This window comes from candidate division KSB1 bacterium, from assembly GCA_034521575.1.
GTDB lineage: Bacteria > Zhuqueibacterota > Zhuqueibacteria > Residuimicrobiales > Krinioviventaceae > JAXHMJ01.
Genome location: JAXHMJ010000005.1, coordinates 153449 through 171560, shown reverse-complemented (window position 1 = coordinate 171560; position 18112 = coordinate 153449). Strand labels below are relative to the sequence as shown.

Genomic DNA, 18112 nt, shown 5'->3' with positions numbered 1-18112 from the left:
ACTTTAGAATCCAACAGGTTTATTATGAAAACAAAGCATAAAAGGAAACCCCTTAAAACGGTTCTCACGCGGGAATTTGTCATTCTGGCGGTGATTGTTTTTATATTTGCCAGGGTGCTCGTTCAGACCCCTGTGGGAGGCGGCCTGACCGTCATTACATTCATTCTGTTTGTCCTGTTTTGCCGCTCCTTTTATTTTTATGGGCAACCCGGTGTTCGTCAAGCGATGGCAGAAATCGCAGGGCCGCATTAATATCCGGATCATTGCTGCAGCGGGATGGCTGACCCTGGTGCTGTATGGTCTGCTGACCGATCAGGTCTCTGTGATGCAGTCTCTTTGGCTGTTGCTGTACACTGCTACGCCTCTGCTTTTGCTGTTTATTCGGCCCAAAGATAAACAGTCTTTATTATGGCACGATATGGTAATACTCGCCGTTCTCTGGGTTTCGCTGGAATTCGGGGGGATCGGTATGGTTAACTTGCCGCCGGTACATGCCTTTGTGTCATTGTCCATGCTGTTCGGATTGCTACTGTTGCTATATATTTATCAGGTCCGGCTCAATTTTCCACTCGGCTACGAGTACCGGCTCGAACAGCGGGAATGGACTGTGGCGCTGTTTCATTTTATGATTTTGTTTGTGCTCCTGACGGTTGTCGGCGGTCAGATCGGTTTTGTCAGCATGGCCAAACGGCTTCCCGGATTTCATCAGGTGATTGTCAAGCTGATTTCTATTGGATTTTTTATTGCGATTCCCCAGGAGATTTTGTTCCGCGGGGTGCTGTATACATTGATAGAAAAGAAACTGCAGAATCGGCGCTATAATGTGTTGTGGGCGCTTGTCATATCATCCGTGATTTACGGATTGGCGCATATCAATGATGTGTACGCGCCGGTGGCACAGGTTTCGCTCGGCGGTGCCGAGTTCCCGGTGCCGTGGGCTATGATGCTGTTGGCGACGCTCTCCGGTGTGTTCTACGGCTGGGTCTATATTCGAACCCGTAAAATCACGGCTTCGGCCCTGACGCATTTTTTGATCAATGCGTCCTGGTTTTTATTTTTCAGTTAAGATACTAAAAAAAGGACGGACTATGCAAGATATTATTGACGGCAGACAAGCGCGTATTATGGTGCTGGGGATGGGGTCTTTTGCGTCTTCGGCCATGCGTGTACTCTCGGAACGGGGTGCTAAAACCTGGTGTTACCTGACCCGCGATTACGGCAACTATGGGCCGTCGCTGGAAGGAGGGACGTTTCATTATAAAGAGTATCCGAACCCGTGTCCGTTGATCCGGGATCTGGATATTGATCTGGTCATCCCCATGTCGATCAATTGGCATGAGCAGGAGTGGAAAGACGAATTTCTGGCCATGGATGTACCGGTGCTTTCCCCGGTGCGCGATGCCATGAGGCTGGAACGCGACCGCTTTTTCGGTCGGGAATTGTGCGCAACGTACGGCATACCGGCGGCGGATGCCTTTGTGGCCCGCAACCGTCTGGAAGCCCTGGACTATGTGGAAAAACATCCCAAACCCTATGTGATCAAAAATCCGTTGTGCGCGCCCGGCAGTCCGGTGCACACCATTGTGACCGAGACCGTGCAGGACACCAAAAGCTGGCTGGAGCATGTGGATTACGCGGAAGGGGTGTTCCTGCAGGAATATATGGGACGCCGCGAAGCGGGACACGTGGCCTTTGTCAGCAACGGCACGATTTATCCCATGGTCACCAACCAGGAATACAAGCGCGCGTTTGACGGCAATATGGGACCCGTGGCCGGGGCGCCGCTGGGCGGACTGGTCGAGGCGGATCCGGAGGACACGTACGGGCTGGTTGAGCAATGCCTGACGCCGCTGCTGCCGTGGTTCCGCGAGGTCGACTTTAACGGTCCGGTTCAGATCACCGCGGTTAAACGCGACGGCGATTGGCACATGATCGAATACAATGTGCGCACCGGAATTACCACCGGTCCGGCCTTGTGGCGCATGCTGGAAAATCCGGTGGAAACCATCATCAACGTCGGACGCAACAAGCCTCTAAATATCAGCTTTGTCAAAGGCAAAGAATACGCCGCGTCCCTGACCTCTCGCCGGCTGGGGATATCCCTATATCAAGATCGAAGGGCCGTTCCTCACTGTGCGCCTGAACGACAAGCCTACCTGCGATATCTGGTGGAACGAGGTGGTGCCCGGGAAAAAAGGCGATATGCTCATGTCCGGTCACCGTGTGGCCGATATTGTGGCCGTGGATGCCTCGCTGCAAAGGGCTGTGGACCGCTGTTATGAAACTATCAAGAAAATTTACTGCCTGTCCAGTTATTACCGCACGGACATCGGCGCCAGTTTGTGGCCGCCGGGTGAAGAATAAACGCTGAACGCTTGAACCACATGTGCGTATGAGAATTGAGGAACCATGAAGATTTTTTTTTCAGAATACAAATCCGATTATGATCATTATATTTTCCCTTATGCTGTTTGGGCGACTCTCGACGACGGCGAATCTCCGGCCGCTGCATTCAGCCGGGGATTTCTTCCTAACTCGCATCAACTCGATCGTTTTTATATGTGCCGGCATGTGCGCGTGCCTCTGAACGGGTTTGCGCCGTCATCCGAAAATCGGCGTGTTTTGCGCAAGGGTGACGGCGTGCAGTATACCATGCTGCCGCGGGACGAATTCGAGTTTACGCCGGAATGGCGGCGGTTCTGCAAGCAATATGCCGACCGCAAGTTCGGCGAGGAAATTATGAGCGATGACCGCCTGGACAGCCTGTTCGGCTCGCCAGTTTGCTCGCATGTGATGCGGTACCGGGACCGCGAATCACAACAGGACATCGGGCTGGTCGTGCTGTATCTGCAGCCGCCGGACGCGGCGTTTTATTATTACGCGTTTTACGATCTGGATTACCATCAGAAAAATCTGGGTATGTATATGATGACCTCAACGATTCAGCACATGCACAACCAGGGCTGCAATTATATCTATCTCGGTTCCTGCTATCATCGCCGCGCCTTGTACAAAACCCAGTTCAGCGGCGTGCAGTTCTGGACCGGCGTGCGCTGGTCGGATAATCTGGATGAACTCAAATATCTCATCAAACGCGAACAGGAACCGGTGACGCAGCATTTGCTGGAAAATGATGAATACCGGCAGCAGTTCGGGCCGGAAGGGTTGAAGGAGTCGTTGTTTGGGTGTTGAAAGGGCCGGTGATTTCGGCTCCGCTCAATCACCTTTTTTTATGTAACCTGCTCAAATTTTTCTGCCCCCTGCTCGGAGTCGTCTGCCCCCTGAGCGGAGTCAAAGGGTGCATTTCTAAAATGTGTTTCATTTTTACATTCAGCAAGTTTGTGCAAATCAACAACCTCCCCGGAGATTAAAGCTTTTTTCTGCTCCACCCTTGTATTTGTTTCTCCCGGTAAAAGGCCTCGTCAATTCTTTGAAATTCTTCAAAATAGCACCAGTTTTACCGGAAGATGTTTTTTGTAAATGCGCACCTTCACCCGTCTGATGTTGTGCCAACCTTCTTTCGAGATTTTAGTGCTTCCTGTGTAATATTGCCCATTCGCACACTCGAGAATGTATGTAACCGCTAATCATGCAGCCAATACCTTGTTGGATCCGTTAATAATTTTTATCATTTCCTTTGCGAATAACTGTTGCATCTTGCTATGGACGGCCAGTGCATCAAATGGGGGAATCCAAATCGACTATTATAATGTTTTATGAACTGACCCCATGATCTTTCATGCTCAGCCAGTCTATTCTATTGTGTAAATAAAACATGATACTATCTTTTTCAAACACGAATGATTACAATAATACCTTTTTACCCCTCCATCACCCGATTGCTCAACACGCCCAGTCCGTCAATGCTGCATTGCACGGTATCTCCGGGATTCAACCGCGATACGCCTTCCGGTGTGCCGGTACAGATGATATTGCCAGCCTGCAGGGTGATATATTTCGAGATATAGGAAATGATGTAGGGAATATCAAAGATCATTTCCGCGGTGCTGGAGGTCTGCCGCATCTCGCTGTTGACTTTGCATTTTAGAGTCAGGTTCTGCGGGTTGTCTATCGCGTCCGCCGGCACCAGATACGGGCCCATGGGCAGAAAGGTGTCCATACCCTTGCACAGGGTCCAGGGGAGTCCGCGTTTCTTGTATTCTGCCTGCAGATCGCGCGCGCTCACGTCATTGGCAATGCTGAATCCGGCCACGTGCTGCATGGCGTTTTGCTGGCTCACGCGTATGGTTTCTTTGCCGATCACAATCGCCAGTTCGATTTCGTGATCGACGCGGCCGATGTCTTTGGCAATGCGGATGGCGCCCTGATGCGGCAGAAGGGCGGAGGGACATTTGGCAAACAGAATGGGTTCGTCCGGCGGTTTGTTGTTCATTTCCTCCGCGTGTTTTTTGTAATTCCGCCCCAGGCACAAAATATTCTGCGGCCGCTGAATGGGAACCGCGTAATTGATATTGCCCTGGATGGCCAGATCGGTCAGTCCGCGGAATTCCTGCACCTCGTGCACGACTTCATTCAACGCTTCGGCGTTGAAATTGCCGGTTTCGATCATGATCTGGATAAAATGATAATCCGGGGTTTTCGGCGAATTGTGGATGTCTTTGTAAATCTGCCAGATACGGGTAAAATCAAATGGTTTGTGTTGAACCATCACCCCGATTCTGGGTTCGCCGCGCTCAGTGGTATAGGCAAAGGTCTGCATAGGATCTCCCTGTTGGTTATGAATTCTCTAATAATATTAAAAACAAGTTAAAAAAACAAGCAGAGTTTGCCGTTTTATTTTTCATCAAGAACCCTTACATTACAGGCATCGAACAGAAAGGATGATTATGCGGATATTCTCACGAAAACAAGAGGAAAAAATATACCGGCGTCCCGCACCTGCCCCAACCCGGAAACCCGTGGCCAAGAACAATTATATTCTGGTGGTGCTGGACAGCTTGCCGCTATGATACGTTCTGCTCGAGGCACAGCCGAAAACCATCAAAAAACTCGGCTCTGTGGAAAAACGCTACAGCTATGCGTCCTGGACCGCGCCGTCGCATTACAACATGCTCATGGGACTCTTGCCGCATACCAGTCCGGCGCAGGTGTACGCGTCCGAATATTACAAACAGGATTTTATCAAATTCAACGAACGTTTTGGCATCAGTCAATTCGAGTTTAAAAATTTGGTGCCGAATCTGTATCTGCCGCTGTTTATGCGCGCCGAACTGGGATACCGCACGCACGCCAGGGTGTCGCTGCCGGTGATCAATCCGAATACGCCGCTGAATTGCGGATTCGATTCGTTCAAACAAATGCCCAGTCATAATGACATGAACGCCATGCTCGATGACCTGCAGTTTTCCGACGAGGCGCCGTCGTTTTATCTGCTGAATGTGGGCGAGACGCATTATCCCTGATGCACTGCCGGATGGATAACCAAAGACCAGTGGCCGCGCATCAGCGGCGTGCACGGTGTGTTCAAACATCTGGATGAACACATCGTCGGCGGCAAACTGGTGGATGACAAACAGGCGTTTTTTGATCAGGATAAACTCAACCAGGCTGCGCGAGCGGCAAATTCGTGCTGTCGAATACCTGGACACAGTGCTGGAACGGCTGTTCAATTCGGTTCCGGTCAATACCTATATCACCGTGACTTCGGATCACGGTGAGCTGTTTGGCGAACAGGGCTATTTCGGGCACGGTCCCATTATGCATGACAAGGTCTTTGAGGTGCCGTTTGTGGAAGGGCGCTTGTGATCCCGGTGGAAAATATCATTCGAATTGAGCGCACTGACGACGAGCGGCTTGTATGCTACTGCAATGTACGTGACAACTCTCTGGCGGCGCACGGCCTGTTTCTGGCCGAAGGCGGGTTTCTGGTGCAGCGGCTGCTCGAGTCGGACTATACCGTGGTTTCACTGTTTGTCTCCGAAAAGCGGCTTGAACGGGTGCGGAATTGGCTGCCCGCTGATGTGCCGGTTTATACGGCGCCGGAATCGGTGCTGTCGGAGAGTGTCGGATTTCACTTTCATCGCGGGGTTATGGCTCTGGCGCGGCGTCAGCCGCTGTGGTCCGATGACCGTATGTTGTCGCAGATATCCGCGATTCAGCGTCTGCTGATCCTGCCGGAAATCAACAATACGGAGAATCTGGGCCTGATCCTGCGCAGCGCCGCGGGATTGGGTTTCTCCAATGTGCTGCTCGGTTCATCCTGCTGCGATCCGTTTTCGCGCCGCGCTCTGCGCACCGGCATGGGCGCCAGTCTGCGTTTGCACCTGGCTGTGAGTGCGGACCTGAACGTTTCGTTTGCCGCGATTCGGGACCTGAACATTCCGATTCACGCCGCAGCATTGACCGCGGACGCAGCGCCGCTGAATCAGGTGCGGCCGCCGGAGCGGGTTGCGCTCATGCTCGGTCCCGAGGCCTACGGCCTGACGGAGGATTGTCTGCGGTATAGCGATCAAAGTGTTGTCATTCCCATGCATAACGACACGGATTCCCTGAATGTAGCGGTGGCCGCCGGCATCCTGATGTATCATTACAGAATTTGATGAACTGCCGGTTTGTGTCAGCAATGACAAACGGCCGGTAAAATATTACGAACCTGATAACAAGCCTATGATCCGGGAGAAATGAAAATGTTTAAACTGGTGTCTTCCTACGACGAGCTGCTCAAAGTGCATATGGTGCGCGCCATTGTGTTTATGGCCGGACAGCAATGTCCCTACCATATTGAGATCGATGAATATGAATACAGCAGCCTGCATATTCTGGGGGAACTGGATGGCGAACCCGTGGCTGCGGCGCGTCTGCGTTTTGTGGACGGATTTGCCAAATTTGAACGCATTGCCGTGCGCGACCCCTGGCGCGGCAAGGGGATCGGTCACCGGCTTGTGGACTATATGATGCGGGTTGCGCGTCAGCACGGATTCGAGCAGATGAAAATGCACGCTCAGCTGTATCTGCTTGATTTTTACAAACAACATGGCTTCGCGCCCCGGGGTGACGTGTTCAAAGAAGCGGATATTGACCATATGCTGATGATTTTGCCGAAATCCGAATAAAAATTGAAACCTGCCGCCAATATTCCCGTAAACACAATCGGAATTGTAGCGTTTAATACGTACTATGAACAACACGTATTCGAACCGGCATATGATGATTCCGATTTAACGTATTGGAGGTCCCTGTGAATCGTATTAACATTATATCGGGTTTGGCCGTGCTGCTGCTGGTCACCGCGGTTTCCGCCAAAACCATTGACAAACATTTCAATAAAATTTACAAATCCGTGGATGACCAGACGGTCCTTGAGCTCAAGCACGGTGACGGCGATGTGGTCGTGCGTTCCTGGGATCGCGACGAGGTCGAGGTGGATGTGCGTTACCGAGCCAAAATATCCGGGTTGGGCGCTTCGGATGATTTTGATGTGGATTTCGAGCAGCGCGGAAATCGTATTAAAATCGTCGGCAAAGAGCCGGCATTTTCATTTGGATTGTTCGGAATGCGCACCTATGAATATGTCTATACGATTCATGCGCCCGCATATGTGCAGCTCGATTTGCATGGTGCGGACGGTGACGTCGATATCTCGGAAAGGCGCGCGGATATTACGATTAAAAACGCGGACGGTGATGTGCATATCCGTGATGTTGTCAATGAACAGACCCGCCTGTCCATGGTTGACGGCGATTGTGAACTGGACAATATATCCGGCAACCTGGAAATTCACTGTGTGGATGGAGATGTGTGGCTGAATGAAATTGAATCCCGCGATTGTAACATCCAGGCCATAGACGGAGATATCACCATCCGGCATGCCTCCGGCGTCTTTCAGATCCAGGCGGTAGACGGGGATATCCAGATGCGCGATGCCTATGCCGACAAAGTGCAGATCAATGCCTCTGACGGTGATATTGATCTCGACTTGCGCACCGTGCGCCGTATCAATGCCGATGTGCAGACCGGCGACGGGGATATCCGTGTCCGTATCGAAAAAGATCTGTCCGCCGAGGTGCAGATATCCACCGGGGACGGCAATATCCGCGCAGATCTATCACGCGCCTCTCAGGTAAACACGGGAGAGGATTACTATTCCTGTGTTTTGAATGACGGGAACGGCAGTATCCGGATTCGTACCGGTGACGGGGATGTTTGTCTGGGAAACTGACAATGGCTGTATGAGCAATTTACAGCTTGCTTGAAGCGTGAAAACTATTATATTAAGGGGAAAACAAAACAACCCCCGACCGCATTGTTGACAACGCGGCCGCGCAGGTGTTGTTGATTATCACCAAACCACAGGAAAGGATACGGTATGCGTCGTATTTTAGTGCTTTTGTTTGTTTGCGCTGTGTGCAGCTATGCCTCAGACAGCGCCATCACGGATGATATGCTGCAATCGTTCAAAGAAAATTTGTCCAAAGACACGCACTTTAAAGCCGCTCAGAATGCCGTGGCGCACAATGATGTGCGCGATATTGCGCGCAACCGCGATATGCAGGGCAAAATTGACGATTTGTTCACGGACAAGATCGACGTGGATCCGGTCACCGATCAGCAGAGCAGCGGCCGCTGCTGGCTGTTCACCAGTCTGAATGTGCTGCGTCCCAAAGTGATGGAAACACTGAATGTGAAATCGTTTGAATTCTCGGAAAATTACTCGTATTTCTGGGATCAGCTGGAAAAGGCTAATCTGTTTTTAGAAAATGTGATCTCGACCCGGGACAAAGATATCACGGACCGCAAGGTCGAATGGCTATTCCGGCATCCCATCGGCGACGGCGGTTTGTGGAACAATGCCGTGGCCGTGATCGAGAAATACGGTATGGTGCCCAAATCCGTGATGCCCGAATCGCACAACAGCGAAAATACACGCGTGATGCGTTATGTCGTGCGTCAAAAACTGCGCCGCGCTGCCCTGGCCATCCGTGATCTGCATGAACAGGGCGCCGATCTTGAACAGCTGCGGCAGCGCAAACAACAAGCGCTCACTGATGTGTACAAGCTGCTGGTTCTGCATCTCGGCGAACCGCCCGAATCGTTTACCTGGCGCTACCGGGACAAGGATGACAGTTTGCATGCGGCAAAAACCTATACTCCGATGTCTTTCTACAACGAGGTGGTCGGCACGGATCTGAACGATTATGTCATGCTCATGCACGATCCCACACGCGAGTTTTACAAACTCTATGAAATTGAATGGGACCGCAACCGTTATGACGCGCAAAACTGGACCTATGTCAATCTGCCGCTGGACGAACTCAAACAGATGGCGGTCACCTCTATCCGCGACCATGAAGCCATGTACTTTTCCTGCGATGTGGGCAAGCAAATGGACCGCGACGCCGGAATTCTGAGCATTGACAATTACGAATATGAAGCGCTGTTCGGTGTGCCGCTGTCCATGAGCAAAAAACAGCGCATCCTGTCGCGCCAGAGCGGTTCCTCGCACGCCATGTCCCTGATGGGCGTGGACACCACAGCGGACGGCAGCGTGCGCAAATGGCTGCTGGAAAACAGCTGGGGCAAAGAGAGCGGCCATAACGGCTTTATGATCATGACCGATGAATGGTTTGACGAGTACATGTTCCGGCTGGTGGTCAAAAAAGAGTTTGTTCCGGCCCCGGTTCTGGCGGTCCTCAAACAAACCCCGATCAAACTCGCGCCGTGGGACCCCATGTACCTGCCGTACGAAGATCAGTAGGAGGATCATTTTTGTCGCGGGCGTTAAAGTCGACGAGATCGTCGCCTGTGTCCGTCGAGCAGGTTTGGTGCATGGACCAACCAAGTTCCAGCAGACACCGGACAGCGTCCGCATCTGACGAACATCCCCTCTTTGAAAAAGGAGGGGACATTTGCGGATTGCAGAGTGAGCTTGCCTGTGCTTCTTGTTGATGTGGTGTTCTATGGGGGAATGCCGTCGAACCCCTCTGTGTCCCGGGTCAAATGCATTCATTTATAAGTATAAACACTGTATTTGATTACGTACAATCCGGGCATGGTTACCCCCCTCAACGACGGCTATGCAAAAAAATGCAAACCATTGTTATTTTTTCTGAATTTTATTCAATTTTACTTGACTCTGTTTCTAATTTTTTGAATTCCGTACATTTGATACAGAGCCGGATTGCCAGGGCTCTGCCTGGTTTGAGATGCGCGCAGACAGTGGAATGTTTGTTCGTTATTATGCGGTTTTTTTCAGGGCCGAACCGGATACAGGAAAATTAATACCGACAGAAACCGGAATTGATGGATTATACCCCAATCCGGCCAATCCCTCGACCACCTTGCATTATTCTCTTTCCCAACCGTCACATATCAAAATTGTTCTTTACAATATTCTCGGGCGACAGGTCAGGACACTGTACAATGGCAACAAGCAAGCGGGACAATGGACTGTACATTGGGATGGAACCAATTCCAAAGGTCTGAGCGTGTCCAGTGGCGTTTATTTTCTTAAAATGATTGTACAGGAAGAATCCGGCAAAATCCGGCACATCCATAAACAGAAAATTATGTTTCAAAAATAGAGAGGGGATATGATGAAGAGAAATATATTTATCTTGTTTTTATGCCTCGTGATTGGTTATACTTGGGTGTCGGCGCAGGTCACATTGCGCGACAGCGTAGAGATTGATGTGTTTCATGGAAAAATGCTTCCCGATTCATTCACGAACTTAAAGGGTACAAACGTGCAGTCCAATCACAAACTATCCGTGACACCCAGTACTCTGGTGATACCCAAAACGGGAAATCTGATTGTGTCCTATCAACATGCCGACCTGCTGAGCATGGTGTGGCGGATGCATCCGGAAGAAACTTTAAATTTATATTTTGTAGATAGAGACAGCATGGTTTCTGACACACTCAAAGATCGATTCGACTTTTCATTTGATTATCGGGTCTATTATGCCGGGAACAATTGTGCGCCGATCTGGTCATCCGGTGACTATATCGATTACGACTATTACTTTTATACCGGAAAACCGCAACAATGGGACCTCGGCCCTGTTAAAGAGGGAGAGTTTGTTCAACTGTCCTATACGGCGGAAGCGGATACCTGTGACTATTCCACTTATGAACGCGGTCGGGCGTTAAAACCGTTTTACAATTGTCATTTTTACACCTGTTACGACTCTTTGGGACAGATCACCGGCTGGGATGTTAAATTTCTGCCGGGAAGTATTTGGTGGCTCAATACCTGGCGGTGGGAGCGATTGACGTTTCATGTGGGGGTTGAGTCAAGTGAGACGGAAATCTGCTTTTTGGATTCACAGCAAGCTGAAACGGATTCTCTTCAGATATCATTATGGGATCATGCGTATGATCATTCGGGAAGCGTTTCGGATCATTTTATTTCAAAAGATTCGAGGCGTTTCTATGTACAAGTCCAGGATAAAGAAAAAATTTTATCCCGGACGAAAAAGATACCTTACATGTCAAAATCAAGACTGATTTTGGTTTGAAATGGGATCACACGCCCTATCAAGATCCTGCTCACGAAATAACTCTGGAAGAAACGGATGTGAATAGCGGGATTTTCAATTCAGAGTCGCAGTTGCTGGTGGCACCTGCTCTGGATGATGTGATTGAGACTCAGACAGATGACGGATATGGGCACCAATCTCGATTCAGCGCAGGTCCGGTTTATGATGAATCCCAAAATGACCGCACGCATCAATGTTATCCGGGCGGTGTGGTGATGGTGAGTTATCAGTCCGCCTCCGGAGAAACGATCTGTGATACGGCTGAGGTAAAGTGTTCCGGGATTCTGAATATGCGCTGCTATGTGCTTCAGGAGGCATATTGGGATGACGGGTATTATGATAAAGATGGGAATCTTATCGGTGAGGGCAATGATGAATTCGATTGGGAAGGCAAGGAACAGGGTGAATTGTTCAGACCCGGTGTACCCAGTGAACCCTTTTTGGATTCCAGTTCGGGTGCGGTGTTTAGGTTCCGAAGTGGTGATGAGAACTGGGTAAAAACCCATAGCGATGGCCGGGGCCCGGCTTCTAAAGACAGTGATGTCAATGCTTCAATAAAACGGGCAAAAATTGCCTGGGCGCAAGCGGGTATTATAGTGAATGTCGAAAGAGATGGCATTTTGAAAGGAAATCAATTGGATGATCCCGAAATAAATCGTGCTTTGAGCGATGGAGCGACTCATGTGAGTTGGACTAAAAACATATATAAAGATTTACAGAGTATTAGATACTATTTAAAAAAGGGACGAGAATCAGTAACGTCCGGTTAGGTAATTGCAACGCTCAGATTCTACAAAAAAATATGACATAACACAAAAAAACACTTGACATTACGTCAAAAATTTCAAAGTCGACTTTCATAACATTAATAAATATAAGGTGTTATGGAAATGCGACGTAAATTAAAAAGTTTAAGCCTCGACAAAAATCTAAAACATTCAAAAGACTAATGGAACCGATCAAGGCTATCTTGTCCAAGGTACCACCATTAGTTTCACGAGGAGATCGACCTCTGCAAATGACATTTGAAGATCAACTCAATGCCCTCGTGTTTTATCATCTTGAAGAGCATGAATCAGGGACTCATCTTGTCCAGGTTCTTCAAGAAGATACATTTGCTCGGGAGCATATTGCCCCGAAAGATGGAATCAAAAAAAGTAGCTTTTTTGAGGCTATCAACAATCGCGGCCTCGAACAACTAGCTGTTGTTTTTAATGAACTTCAAGCCAAAGCTGCGGCCACTATCCCAAATCAATTTGAACATTTGGGGAAGCTTGTTGCCATCGATGGTTCTTTGATTGATGCTGTTCTTTCAATGACTTGGGCTGATTATAGAAACGGCTCTAAAAAGGCAAAAGTTCATCTCGGTTTTGATATCAATCGGTCCATTCCAACAAAACTATATCTCACAGGCGGTTTAGCCGGTGAACGACCATTTGTCGATCAAATACTCTCTTCTGACCAGTCCGGCGTTCTTGATCGGGGCTATCAATGCCATAAACGCTTTGACCAATGGCAGGAGGACGGTCGTCAATTTTTCTGCCGCATCAAAGCATCGACGAGAAAAATATGTCTTTATGCACATGACATAAAACCAGAAAGCATTGTTTTTTATGATGCTATAGTTTTATTGGGGACGCCGGGCACCAATCAAACAAAAAAGTCGATACGACTTGTCGGTTATAAAATCGGCAATGTAAAATACTGGATCGCGACAAATCGTTATGACCTCTCTGCAGAAGATGTTGCTCAGGCATACAAACTTCGTTGGGAAATTGAAAATTTCTTCGCTTGGTGGAAACGCCATCTCAAAGTCTATCATCTCATAGCTCGAAGTCAGTACGGACTTATGGTTCAAATTCTCGGCGGCCTCATTACATATTTGCTGCTGGCAATCTATTGTCATGAAAATTATAACGAAAAAGTTAACATCGAAAGAGTGCGAGAACTCCGTATTCAAATTCAAAATGAAGTGCGAGATTCCGACAAGAAAAATCGTAGAAAATCTCATAGAAAAAATCGACGAAATTACTTACGTGCAAAAACCTAACCGGACGTTACTGGACGAGAATGGGATAAAAACATGGTTCATGCTATTTTTACAGGCGCTGAATTGATTAGTATAGGATCGCCCAAAAATAAAAGATCAAGTATGGCCGGCATTGCGCCTTTTCCGGGAACCTTTTGGCCCTGGAATGATTCCGTAACCTTTATTGAACCCAATAATGCGACAGAGTATAGGGTTCTTGCGCATGAATTGGGTCATCTGTTATCTCATATGTTCGATAGCCCCACAAAGCCATATATCTTTTTCCCGAAAAAAGGAGTACATCCGGATAGCACCGATGCGAGTATTGAAACACATAGAAGGATTTCTAAAACGACCCATGATACTTGCTTAATGAGTCCATTGATAAAATAATAAATCAGGGAAGGAATATCACCATGAATAAAAATAGTACATTATCTATATTGCTATGCATGATGTTGTTATTCGCAACAATCGTATTTGCCCGTATCAGCACATCAGAGGCGCATTCGGATTTGAATACCTATTTGCGATTAATCAGTAATCTTGATACAGGAAAAAAGAGCGATAGAATACTGAATCTGGAAGAGAAAATAAAAGGCCATCCGGATGTTTATATGGATGTGATCGACCAGGAAATGCAATTGCCCACTGATATAAATATATTATGTCATTTGCTGCGCCGGGATTCAGTGACCGGTTTTGAAAATTATAACGGTTATGTGGGCACCTTGTTTTATTATGATTCTGAACGAGCCCGGGATATGCTGTATGAACAGTATCAGCTACAGGTCGCGCTGTTGCATGACATTCGCCGCGAAATAATAAAATTAGAAAAGCTTGATTATTTGCATCCGGATTATGAATTGATTGATTGTGCTTATCAATTGGTTCTGTTAATGCAATCGGATTTTATCACAAGTACAGTGTATTATGAACGCCCGCGTTATGTGAATTCTTATATAGAGCGGTTTGGGGAGATAGAATGGGGGCTAAATAGGAGTATGCTGGATTATTTTGAGATTGTAACACCGAACAACCCGCAAGTGATCACCAAGCTCAAAGAACTGTATTTCAAATACGGCACGCAGCGCTATAGAAATCCCAGCATCAGAGAAACGTTAATCAAAATTGGCGTGCCTGATATCGCCTCGCCGTTGTCATATTCTGTCATTGCACTGCGTTCGATTCATTTGCATCCAAACAGCCGTGTGGCCTCTGGTTTTGTTGCCGTGGATGACGGGGTTCCGGATTTTACAGGTGATCAGCTGATTATTGAGAACAATGTAGAAATTTCGGACAGCTCTGATGTTCTGGCGCCCAGCATACAAATCCGTCCGAATGCCGAGGTGCACGGAAACGTGTTTTGCCGGTCCCTGGATAACCGGGCACGATTCACGGGATCATATCGCAATCCACGGGATTCCGGATATTTCGCAAGGGCCTGCCCGCCTTCCCGGACATCATCCCGGGCGCACGGGATATTGATCTGAAACCGAATAAAACCTATACATTGTCATCCGGTTCTTACCGGGACATTACCCTCAAACCCGGCTGCACCCTGGTACTGCGCGGCGGGGATATCCGGCTGCGCAATCTGCGTTTGAGCAATGACTGTGAGATCAGGGCAAAATCCCCGGTCCGGGTATTGATTTCGGAGAGTTTTGAGACCGGCAGCAACGGTGTGATCAAATCGGAGCGTGTGTCGGCCTCGGAAGTGCTGTTTTACATTGCGGGATCTAGAAGAGAATCTGAAAAGTCTACACGGAACAATAAAGGAAAACAGCCAATCGGCGGAGGCAATCCGCAGGCGGCCGTGACGATCGGTAACGGCAGCCGGGTGGAAGCCAATTTCTACGCGCCGAACGGCATCCTGCACATCCGCCAGCACTGCGAGGCCACGGGCGGATTTATTGCGAGGGATGTTCTGGTGGGCAACGGCAGTGTGATCCGGCTGGATAACGGGTTTCGGAGAGAGTTTGAGTGAATGTCGGCGAGTTTGTCGGGTGGATCCGTGCTGCTTGTTATGATTCGTCTTGTTTGTTTGGGTGCACGGACCACTCCGGTCCGCCAGTGGGCGGACAAGTTCCACCAGATGCCGGACAGCGTCCGCATCTGACGAACGTCCCCTCCTTGAAAAAGGCGGGGAAACCGGGAGATTGATTGTTTTGCTGTTGTTTTGTCAGATTTGTAGGGCGACGAGATCGTCGCCCGTGAGCGTCGTACTCTTGATGCACTCTGGCATGACGGTCTGCCGTAAACACGGTTAGATTCTTTGCAGATTAACTGTTGATTGCTGTCCGGATTGTACCTGCCCGGACCACCCATGTTCCGCCGGCTGCCGGACTGCGTCCGCATCTGACGAACATCCCCTCTTTGAAAAAGGAGGGGACATTTGCGGATTGCAGAGTGAGCTGCCTGTGCTTCTTGTTGAGGTGGTGTTCTATGGGGGAATGCCGTCGAACCCCTCTGTGTCCCGGGTCAAATGCATTCATTTACATTGGGATGGAACCAATTCCAAAGGTCTGAGCGTGTCGAGTGGCGTTTATTTTCTTAAAATGATTGTACAGGAAGAATCCGGCAAAATCCGGCACATCCATAAACAGAAAATCATGCTTCAAAAATAGAGAGGGGATATGATGAAGAGAAATATATTTGTCTTGTTTTTATGCCTCGTGATTGGTTATACTTGGGTGTCGGCGCAGGTCACATTGCGTGACAGCGTAGAGATTGATGTGTTTCATGGAAAAATGCTTCCCGATTCATTCACGAACTTAAAGGGTACAAACGTGCAGTCCAATCACAAACTATCCGTGACACCCAGTACTCTGGTGATACCCAAAACGGGAAATCTGATTGTGTCCTATCAACATGCCGACCTGCTGAGCATGGTGTGGCGGATGCATCCGGAAGAAACATTAAATTTATATTTTGTAGATCGAGACAGCATGGTTTCTGACACACTCAAAGATCGATTCGACTTTTCATTTGATTATCGGGTCTATTATGCCGGGAACAATTGTGCGCCGATCTGGTCATCCGGTGACTATATCGATTACGACTATTACTTTTATACCGGAAAACCGCAACAATGGGACCTCGGCCCTGTTGAGGAGGGAGAGTTTGTTCAACTGTCCTATACGGCAGAAGCGGATACCTGTGACTATTCCACTTATGAACGCGGCCGGGCGTTAAAACCGTTTTACAATTGTCATTTTTACACCTGTTACGACTCTTTGGGACAGATCACCGGCTGGGATGTCAAATTACTGCCGGGAAGTATCTGGTGGCTCAATACCTGGCAGTGGGAACGGTTGACGTTTCATTTGGGGGTTGTTCCGCCGGAAAAACAACTAAATGTGCGGGTATTACCGGATACCCTGGGTTGTCAGGATACTTCTTTTGTATCACTTCAGGCTGTGGATGCTGAAGGTAAAGAAATAGATCTGGCGGATGACGAACCGTTTAATGTGACCCTTGATCCGACCGGACAACAGTATGGAGGCCTGTTGCACCTGGCCCGATCAGGTTTGACAACAGAATTGATAGATATTCCCTATCAGGATTTTATTGACGGAAAAATCGCGTATACAGTGAACAGCAGCCTGCCGGATTCAACAATACAGGCAAACATTAAGGTCATGGGACAGGATCAACCGGAATTATGCGACAGCGCAAGTATTACCCTTGATGAAGCGGTAACGCTCGAGATCAACGCTCCGGAGGACTCTGTCTCTTATATACAACCAGAACCGGCCATGCCGATATTGGAATTTAAAGCCGAATTGGAGGGCTGTGATCAGAGCGCGCTTTGTGTGGCTGAATGGACATATGAGATTTCCTATGACTATCCATCGGGGTCTGATACGGAAGAACATCTGGGAGAAGCGGCATTTGTTCCCAAGGTGCCGCATAAATCGACTCTGATATCTGAATGGGAACTTGATTTAAGCAACACCCGGATCATTGGCGGTGAAGCAACGGTTAGTGTTTCCGCAGAGTTTGAGGGGGAAACCTATACAGATACACTTATTCATTATATTCGGGGCGAGAATCCGGATGATGAAGATGTGACAGAAGGATTGGATACAGGTGAGAAAACCATGCTGAAGATAGAGACATCAGGTTTTGACCAATTTGATACGGAGGACTATGCTGAGCCTAATGAAGGATTGCCTTTATGTAGTGATGCAGATGAACATGGGTGGGGTATGTGCCAGATTGATGATCGATGGCATATAATAACTACTGATCTTTTGTGGGAATGGACTGCAAATCTAACTTATGGAATCAATTACTATAATACCAGAAGAAATGCTGCAGAAAATCTTTTAGAAACACTTGGGGGATTGGATATTGTTGCAGAAGGTCAAACGAGACAAAGTATGATCGACAGCGAAGCATATGCAAGATATAATGGCGGTGGTAATGCCAGATATTGGAATTGGATTGAACCTACTCGAAATAACCCTATTGGTTATTGGGAAGTCAATCCTGCGATGATGAATAATGGCATAAGAGAATATAATCCAAATGTTGATGCTAACGTAGGTAGATACATAAATAATTATCAATAAATAAATTA

The 18112-nt window shown here is 48.4% G+C and carries 22 protein-coding genes; 21 read left to right on the top strand and 1 reads right to left on the bottom strand.

Translation table 11 applies throughout. The annotated features are described in order from the left end of the window. Nucleotides 1-24: 24 nt before the first annotated feature. Genes U5R06_13625 through U5R06_13605 form a run of 5 tightly spaced genes read left to right on the top strand, consistent with a single transcriptional unit; the run spans nt 25 to nt 3192 of the window. Complete coding sequence (locus U5R06_13625) at nt 25-252, top strand: hypothetical protein (protein MDZ7723807.1); 228 nt, start codon at nt 25-27, stop codon at nt 250-252. Then, nucleotides 212-1066, top strand: a complete 855-nt coding sequence (locus U5R06_13620; GenBank protein MDZ7723806.1) for a CPBP family intramembrane glutamic endopeptidase — start codon at nt 212-214, stop codon at nt 1064-1066. The genes U5R06_13625 and U5R06_13620 overlap by 41 nt, the downstream gene beginning before the upstream one ends. Nucleotides 1067-1088: 22 nt before the next feature. Continuing rightward, the gene (locus tag U5R06_13615; GenBank protein ID MDZ7723805.1) at nt 1089-2282 is read left to right on the top strand and encodes a phosphoribosylamine--glycine ligase; all 1194 of its coding nucleotides are present in this window, start codon (nt 1089-1091) and stop codon (nt 2280-2282) included. Then, the gene (locus U5R06_13610; GenBank protein ID MDZ7723804.1) at nt 2209-2364 is read left to right on the top strand and encodes a hypothetical protein; all 156 of its coding nucleotides are present in this window, start codon (nt 2209-2211) and stop codon (nt 2362-2364) included. The genes U5R06_13615 and U5R06_13610 overlap by 74 nt, the downstream gene beginning before the upstream one ends. Nucleotides 2365-2409: 45 nt before the next feature. Further along, nucleotides 2410-3192 carry a hypothetical protein gene (locus U5R06_13605; protein MDZ7723803.1) on the top strand — a complete coding sequence of 261 codons (783 nt, stop codon included), beginning with the start codon at nt 2410-2412 and terminating at the stop codon, nt 3190-3192. Between the two features lie 628 nt (nt 3193-3820). Here the strand turns inward: U5R06_13605 and U5R06_13600 are convergent. Next, a complete protein-coding gene (locus U5R06_13600) occupies nt 3821-4720 on the bottom strand; it encodes a fumarylacetoacetate hydrolase family protein (protein ID MDZ7723802.1) in 900 nt (299 codons plus the stop codon). A gap of 127 nt (nt 4721-4847) precedes the next feature. Between U5R06_13600 and U5R06_13595 the strand changes: the two genes are divergently transcribed. The 16 genes from U5R06_13595 (at nt 4848) to U5R06_13520 (ending at nt 18104) form a co-directional block, all read left to right on the top strand. Continuing rightward, on the top strand, nt 4848-4970 hold the full coding sequence (locus U5R06_13595) for a hypothetical protein (GenBank protein MDZ7723801.1): 123 nt from the start codon (nt 4848-4850) through the stop codon (nt 4968-4970). A gap of 48 nt (nt 4971-5018) precedes the next feature. Then, nucleotides 5019-5423 carry a hypothetical protein gene (locus U5R06_13590; protein MDZ7723800.1) on the top strand — a complete coding sequence of 135 codons (405 nt, stop codon included), beginning with the start codon at nt 5019-5021 and terminating at the stop codon, nt 5421-5423. A 121-nt stretch (nt 5424-5544) separates the two neighbouring features. Further along, nucleotides 5545-5766 (top strand): sulfatase-like hydrolase/transferase, encoded by a 222-nt coding sequence (locus tag U5R06_13585; GenBank protein MDZ7723799.1) that lies wholly within the window; start codon nt 5545-5547, stop codon nt 5764-5766. Further along, complete coding sequence (locus tag U5R06_13580; protein MDZ7723798.1) at nt 5763-6560, top strand: RNA methyltransferase; 798 nt, start codon at nt 5763-5765, stop codon at nt 6558-6560. Before U5R06_13585 ends, U5R06_13580 begins: the two co-directional genes overlap by 4 nt. Before the next feature lie 81 nt (nt 6561-6641). Next, nucleotides 6642-7073, top strand: coding sequence for a GNAT family N-acetyltransferase (locus tag U5R06_13575; protein ID MDZ7723797.1), 432 nt, complete (start codon nt 6642-6644; stop codon nt 7071-7073). Between the two features lie 125 nt (nt 7074-7198). Further along, nucleotides 7199-8179: a DUF4097 family beta strand repeat-containing protein gene (locus U5R06_13570; GenBank protein ID MDZ7723796.1), complete on the top strand. Its 981-nt coding sequence runs from the start codon at nt 7199-7201 to the stop codon at nt 8177-8179. A gap of 147 nt (nt 8180-8326) precedes the next feature. Then, nucleotides 8327-9715 (top strand): C1 family peptidase, encoded by a 1389-nt coding sequence (locus U5R06_13565; protein ID MDZ7723795.1) that lies wholly within the window; start codon nt 8327-8329, stop codon nt 9713-9715. A gap of 448 nt (nt 9716-10163) precedes the next feature. Then, the gene (locus tag U5R06_13560; GenBank protein MDZ7723794.1) at nt 10164-10541 is read left to right on the top strand and encodes a T9SS type A sorting domain-containing protein; all 378 of its coding nucleotides are present in this window, start codon (nt 10164-10166) and stop codon (nt 10539-10541) included. Nucleotides 10542-10550: 9 nt separating this feature from the next. Then, nucleotides 10551-11477: a hypothetical protein gene (locus tag U5R06_13555; GenBank protein ID MDZ7723793.1), complete on the top strand. Its 927-nt coding sequence runs from the start codon at nt 10551-10553 to the stop codon at nt 11475-11477. Further along, the gene (locus U5R06_13550; GenBank protein MDZ7723792.1) at nt 11474-12268 is read left to right on the top strand and encodes a hypothetical protein; all 795 of its coding nucleotides are present in this window, start codon (nt 11474-11476) and stop codon (nt 12266-12268) included. Before U5R06_13555 ends, U5R06_13550 begins: the two co-directional genes overlap by 4 nt. Nucleotides 12269-12447: 179 nt before the next feature. Then, the gene (locus U5R06_13545) at nt 12448-13548 is read left to right on the top strand and encodes an IS4 family transposase (protein ID MDZ7723791.1); all 1101 of its coding nucleotides are present in this window, start codon (nt 12448-12450) and stop codon (nt 13546-13548) included. 33 nt (nt 13549-13581) lie between these two features. After that, the gene (locus U5R06_13540; protein ID MDZ7723790.1) at nt 13582-13920 is read left to right on the top strand and encodes a hypothetical protein; all 339 of its coding nucleotides are present in this window, start codon (nt 13582-13584) and stop codon (nt 13918-13920) included. Nucleotides 13921-13943: 23 nt separating this feature from the next. Continuing rightward, nucleotides 13944-15020, top strand: coding sequence for a hypothetical protein (locus U5R06_13535; protein MDZ7723789.1), 1077 nt, complete (start codon nt 13944-13946; stop codon nt 15018-15020). 20 nt (nt 15021-15040) lie between these two features. Next, a complete protein-coding gene (locus U5R06_13530) occupies nt 15041-15514 on the top strand; it encodes a hypothetical protein (protein MDZ7723788.1) in 474 nt (157 codons plus the stop codon). 415 nt (nt 15515-15929) lie between these two features. Then, nucleotides 15930-16154, top strand: coding sequence for a hypothetical protein (locus U5R06_13525; GenBank protein MDZ7723787.1), 225 nt, complete (start codon nt 15930-15932; stop codon nt 16152-16154). A 9-nt stretch (nt 16155-16163) separates the two neighbouring features. Beyond that, nucleotides 16164-18104 carry a hypothetical protein gene (locus tag U5R06_13520; protein ID MDZ7723786.1) on the top strand — a complete coding sequence of 647 codons (1941 nt, stop codon included), beginning with the start codon at nt 16164-16166 and terminating at the stop codon, nt 18102-18104. The last annotated feature ends 8 nt before the right edge of the window (nt 18105-18112 follow it).

What these genes read in the sequence shown, in the direction of transcription:
- U5R06_13605 (MDZ7723803.1), top strand. Translation starts at nt 2,410, where the DNA reads ATGAAGATTTTTTTTTCAGAATACAAATCCGATTATGATCATTATATT.
- U5R06_13535 (MDZ7723789.1), top strand. Translation starts at nt 13,944, where the DNA reads ATGAATAAAAATAGTACATTATCTATATTGCTATGCATGATGTTGTTA.
- U5R06_13615 (MDZ7723805.1), top strand. Translation starts at nt 1,089, where the DNA reads ATGCAAGATATTATTGACGGCAGACAAGCGCGTATTATGGTGCTGGGG.
- U5R06_13595 (MDZ7723801.1), top strand. Translation starts at nt 4,848, where the DNA reads ATGCGGATATTCTCACGAAAACAAGAGGAAAAAATATACCGGCGTCCC.
- U5R06_13575 (MDZ7723797.1), top strand. Translation starts at nt 6,642, where the DNA reads ATGAAAATGTTTAAACTGGTGTCTTCCTACGACGAGCTGCTCAAAGTG.
- U5R06_13560 (MDZ7723794.1), top strand. Translation starts at nt 10,164, where the DNA reads ATGCGCGCAGACAGTGGAATGTTTGTTCGTTATTATGCGGTTTTTTTC.
- U5R06_13610 (MDZ7723804.1), top strand. Translation starts at nt 2,209, where the DNA reads ATGTCCGGTCACCGTGTGGCCGATATTGTGGCCGTGGATGCCTCGCTG.
- U5R06_13545 (MDZ7723791.1), top strand. Translation starts at nt 12,448, where the DNA reads ATGGAACCGATCAAGGCTATCTTGTCCAAGGTACCACCATTAGTTTCA.
- U5R06_13625 (MDZ7723807.1), top strand. Translation starts at nt 25, where the DNA reads ATGAAAACAAAGCATAAAAGGAAACCCCTTAAAACGGTTCTCACGCGG.
- U5R06_13520 (MDZ7723786.1), top strand. Translation starts at nt 16,164, where the DNA reads ATGATGAAGAGAAATATATTTGTCTTGTTTTTATGCCTCGTGATTGGT.
- U5R06_13540 (MDZ7723790.1), top strand. Translation starts at nt 13,582, where the DNA reads ATGGTTCATGCTATTTTTACAGGCGCTGAATTGATTAGTATAGGATCG.
- U5R06_13600 (MDZ7723802.1), bottom strand. Translation starts at nt 4,720, where the DNA reads ATGCAGACCTTTGCCTATACCACTGAGCGCGGCGAACCCAGAATCGGG.
- U5R06_13565 (MDZ7723795.1), top strand. Translation starts at nt 8,327, where the DNA reads ATGCGTCGTATTTTAGTGCTTTTGTTTGTTTGCGCTGTGTGCAGCTAT.
- U5R06_13555 (MDZ7723793.1), top strand. Translation starts at nt 10,551, where the DNA reads ATGATGAAGAGAAATATATTTATCTTGTTTTTATGCCTCGTGATTGGT.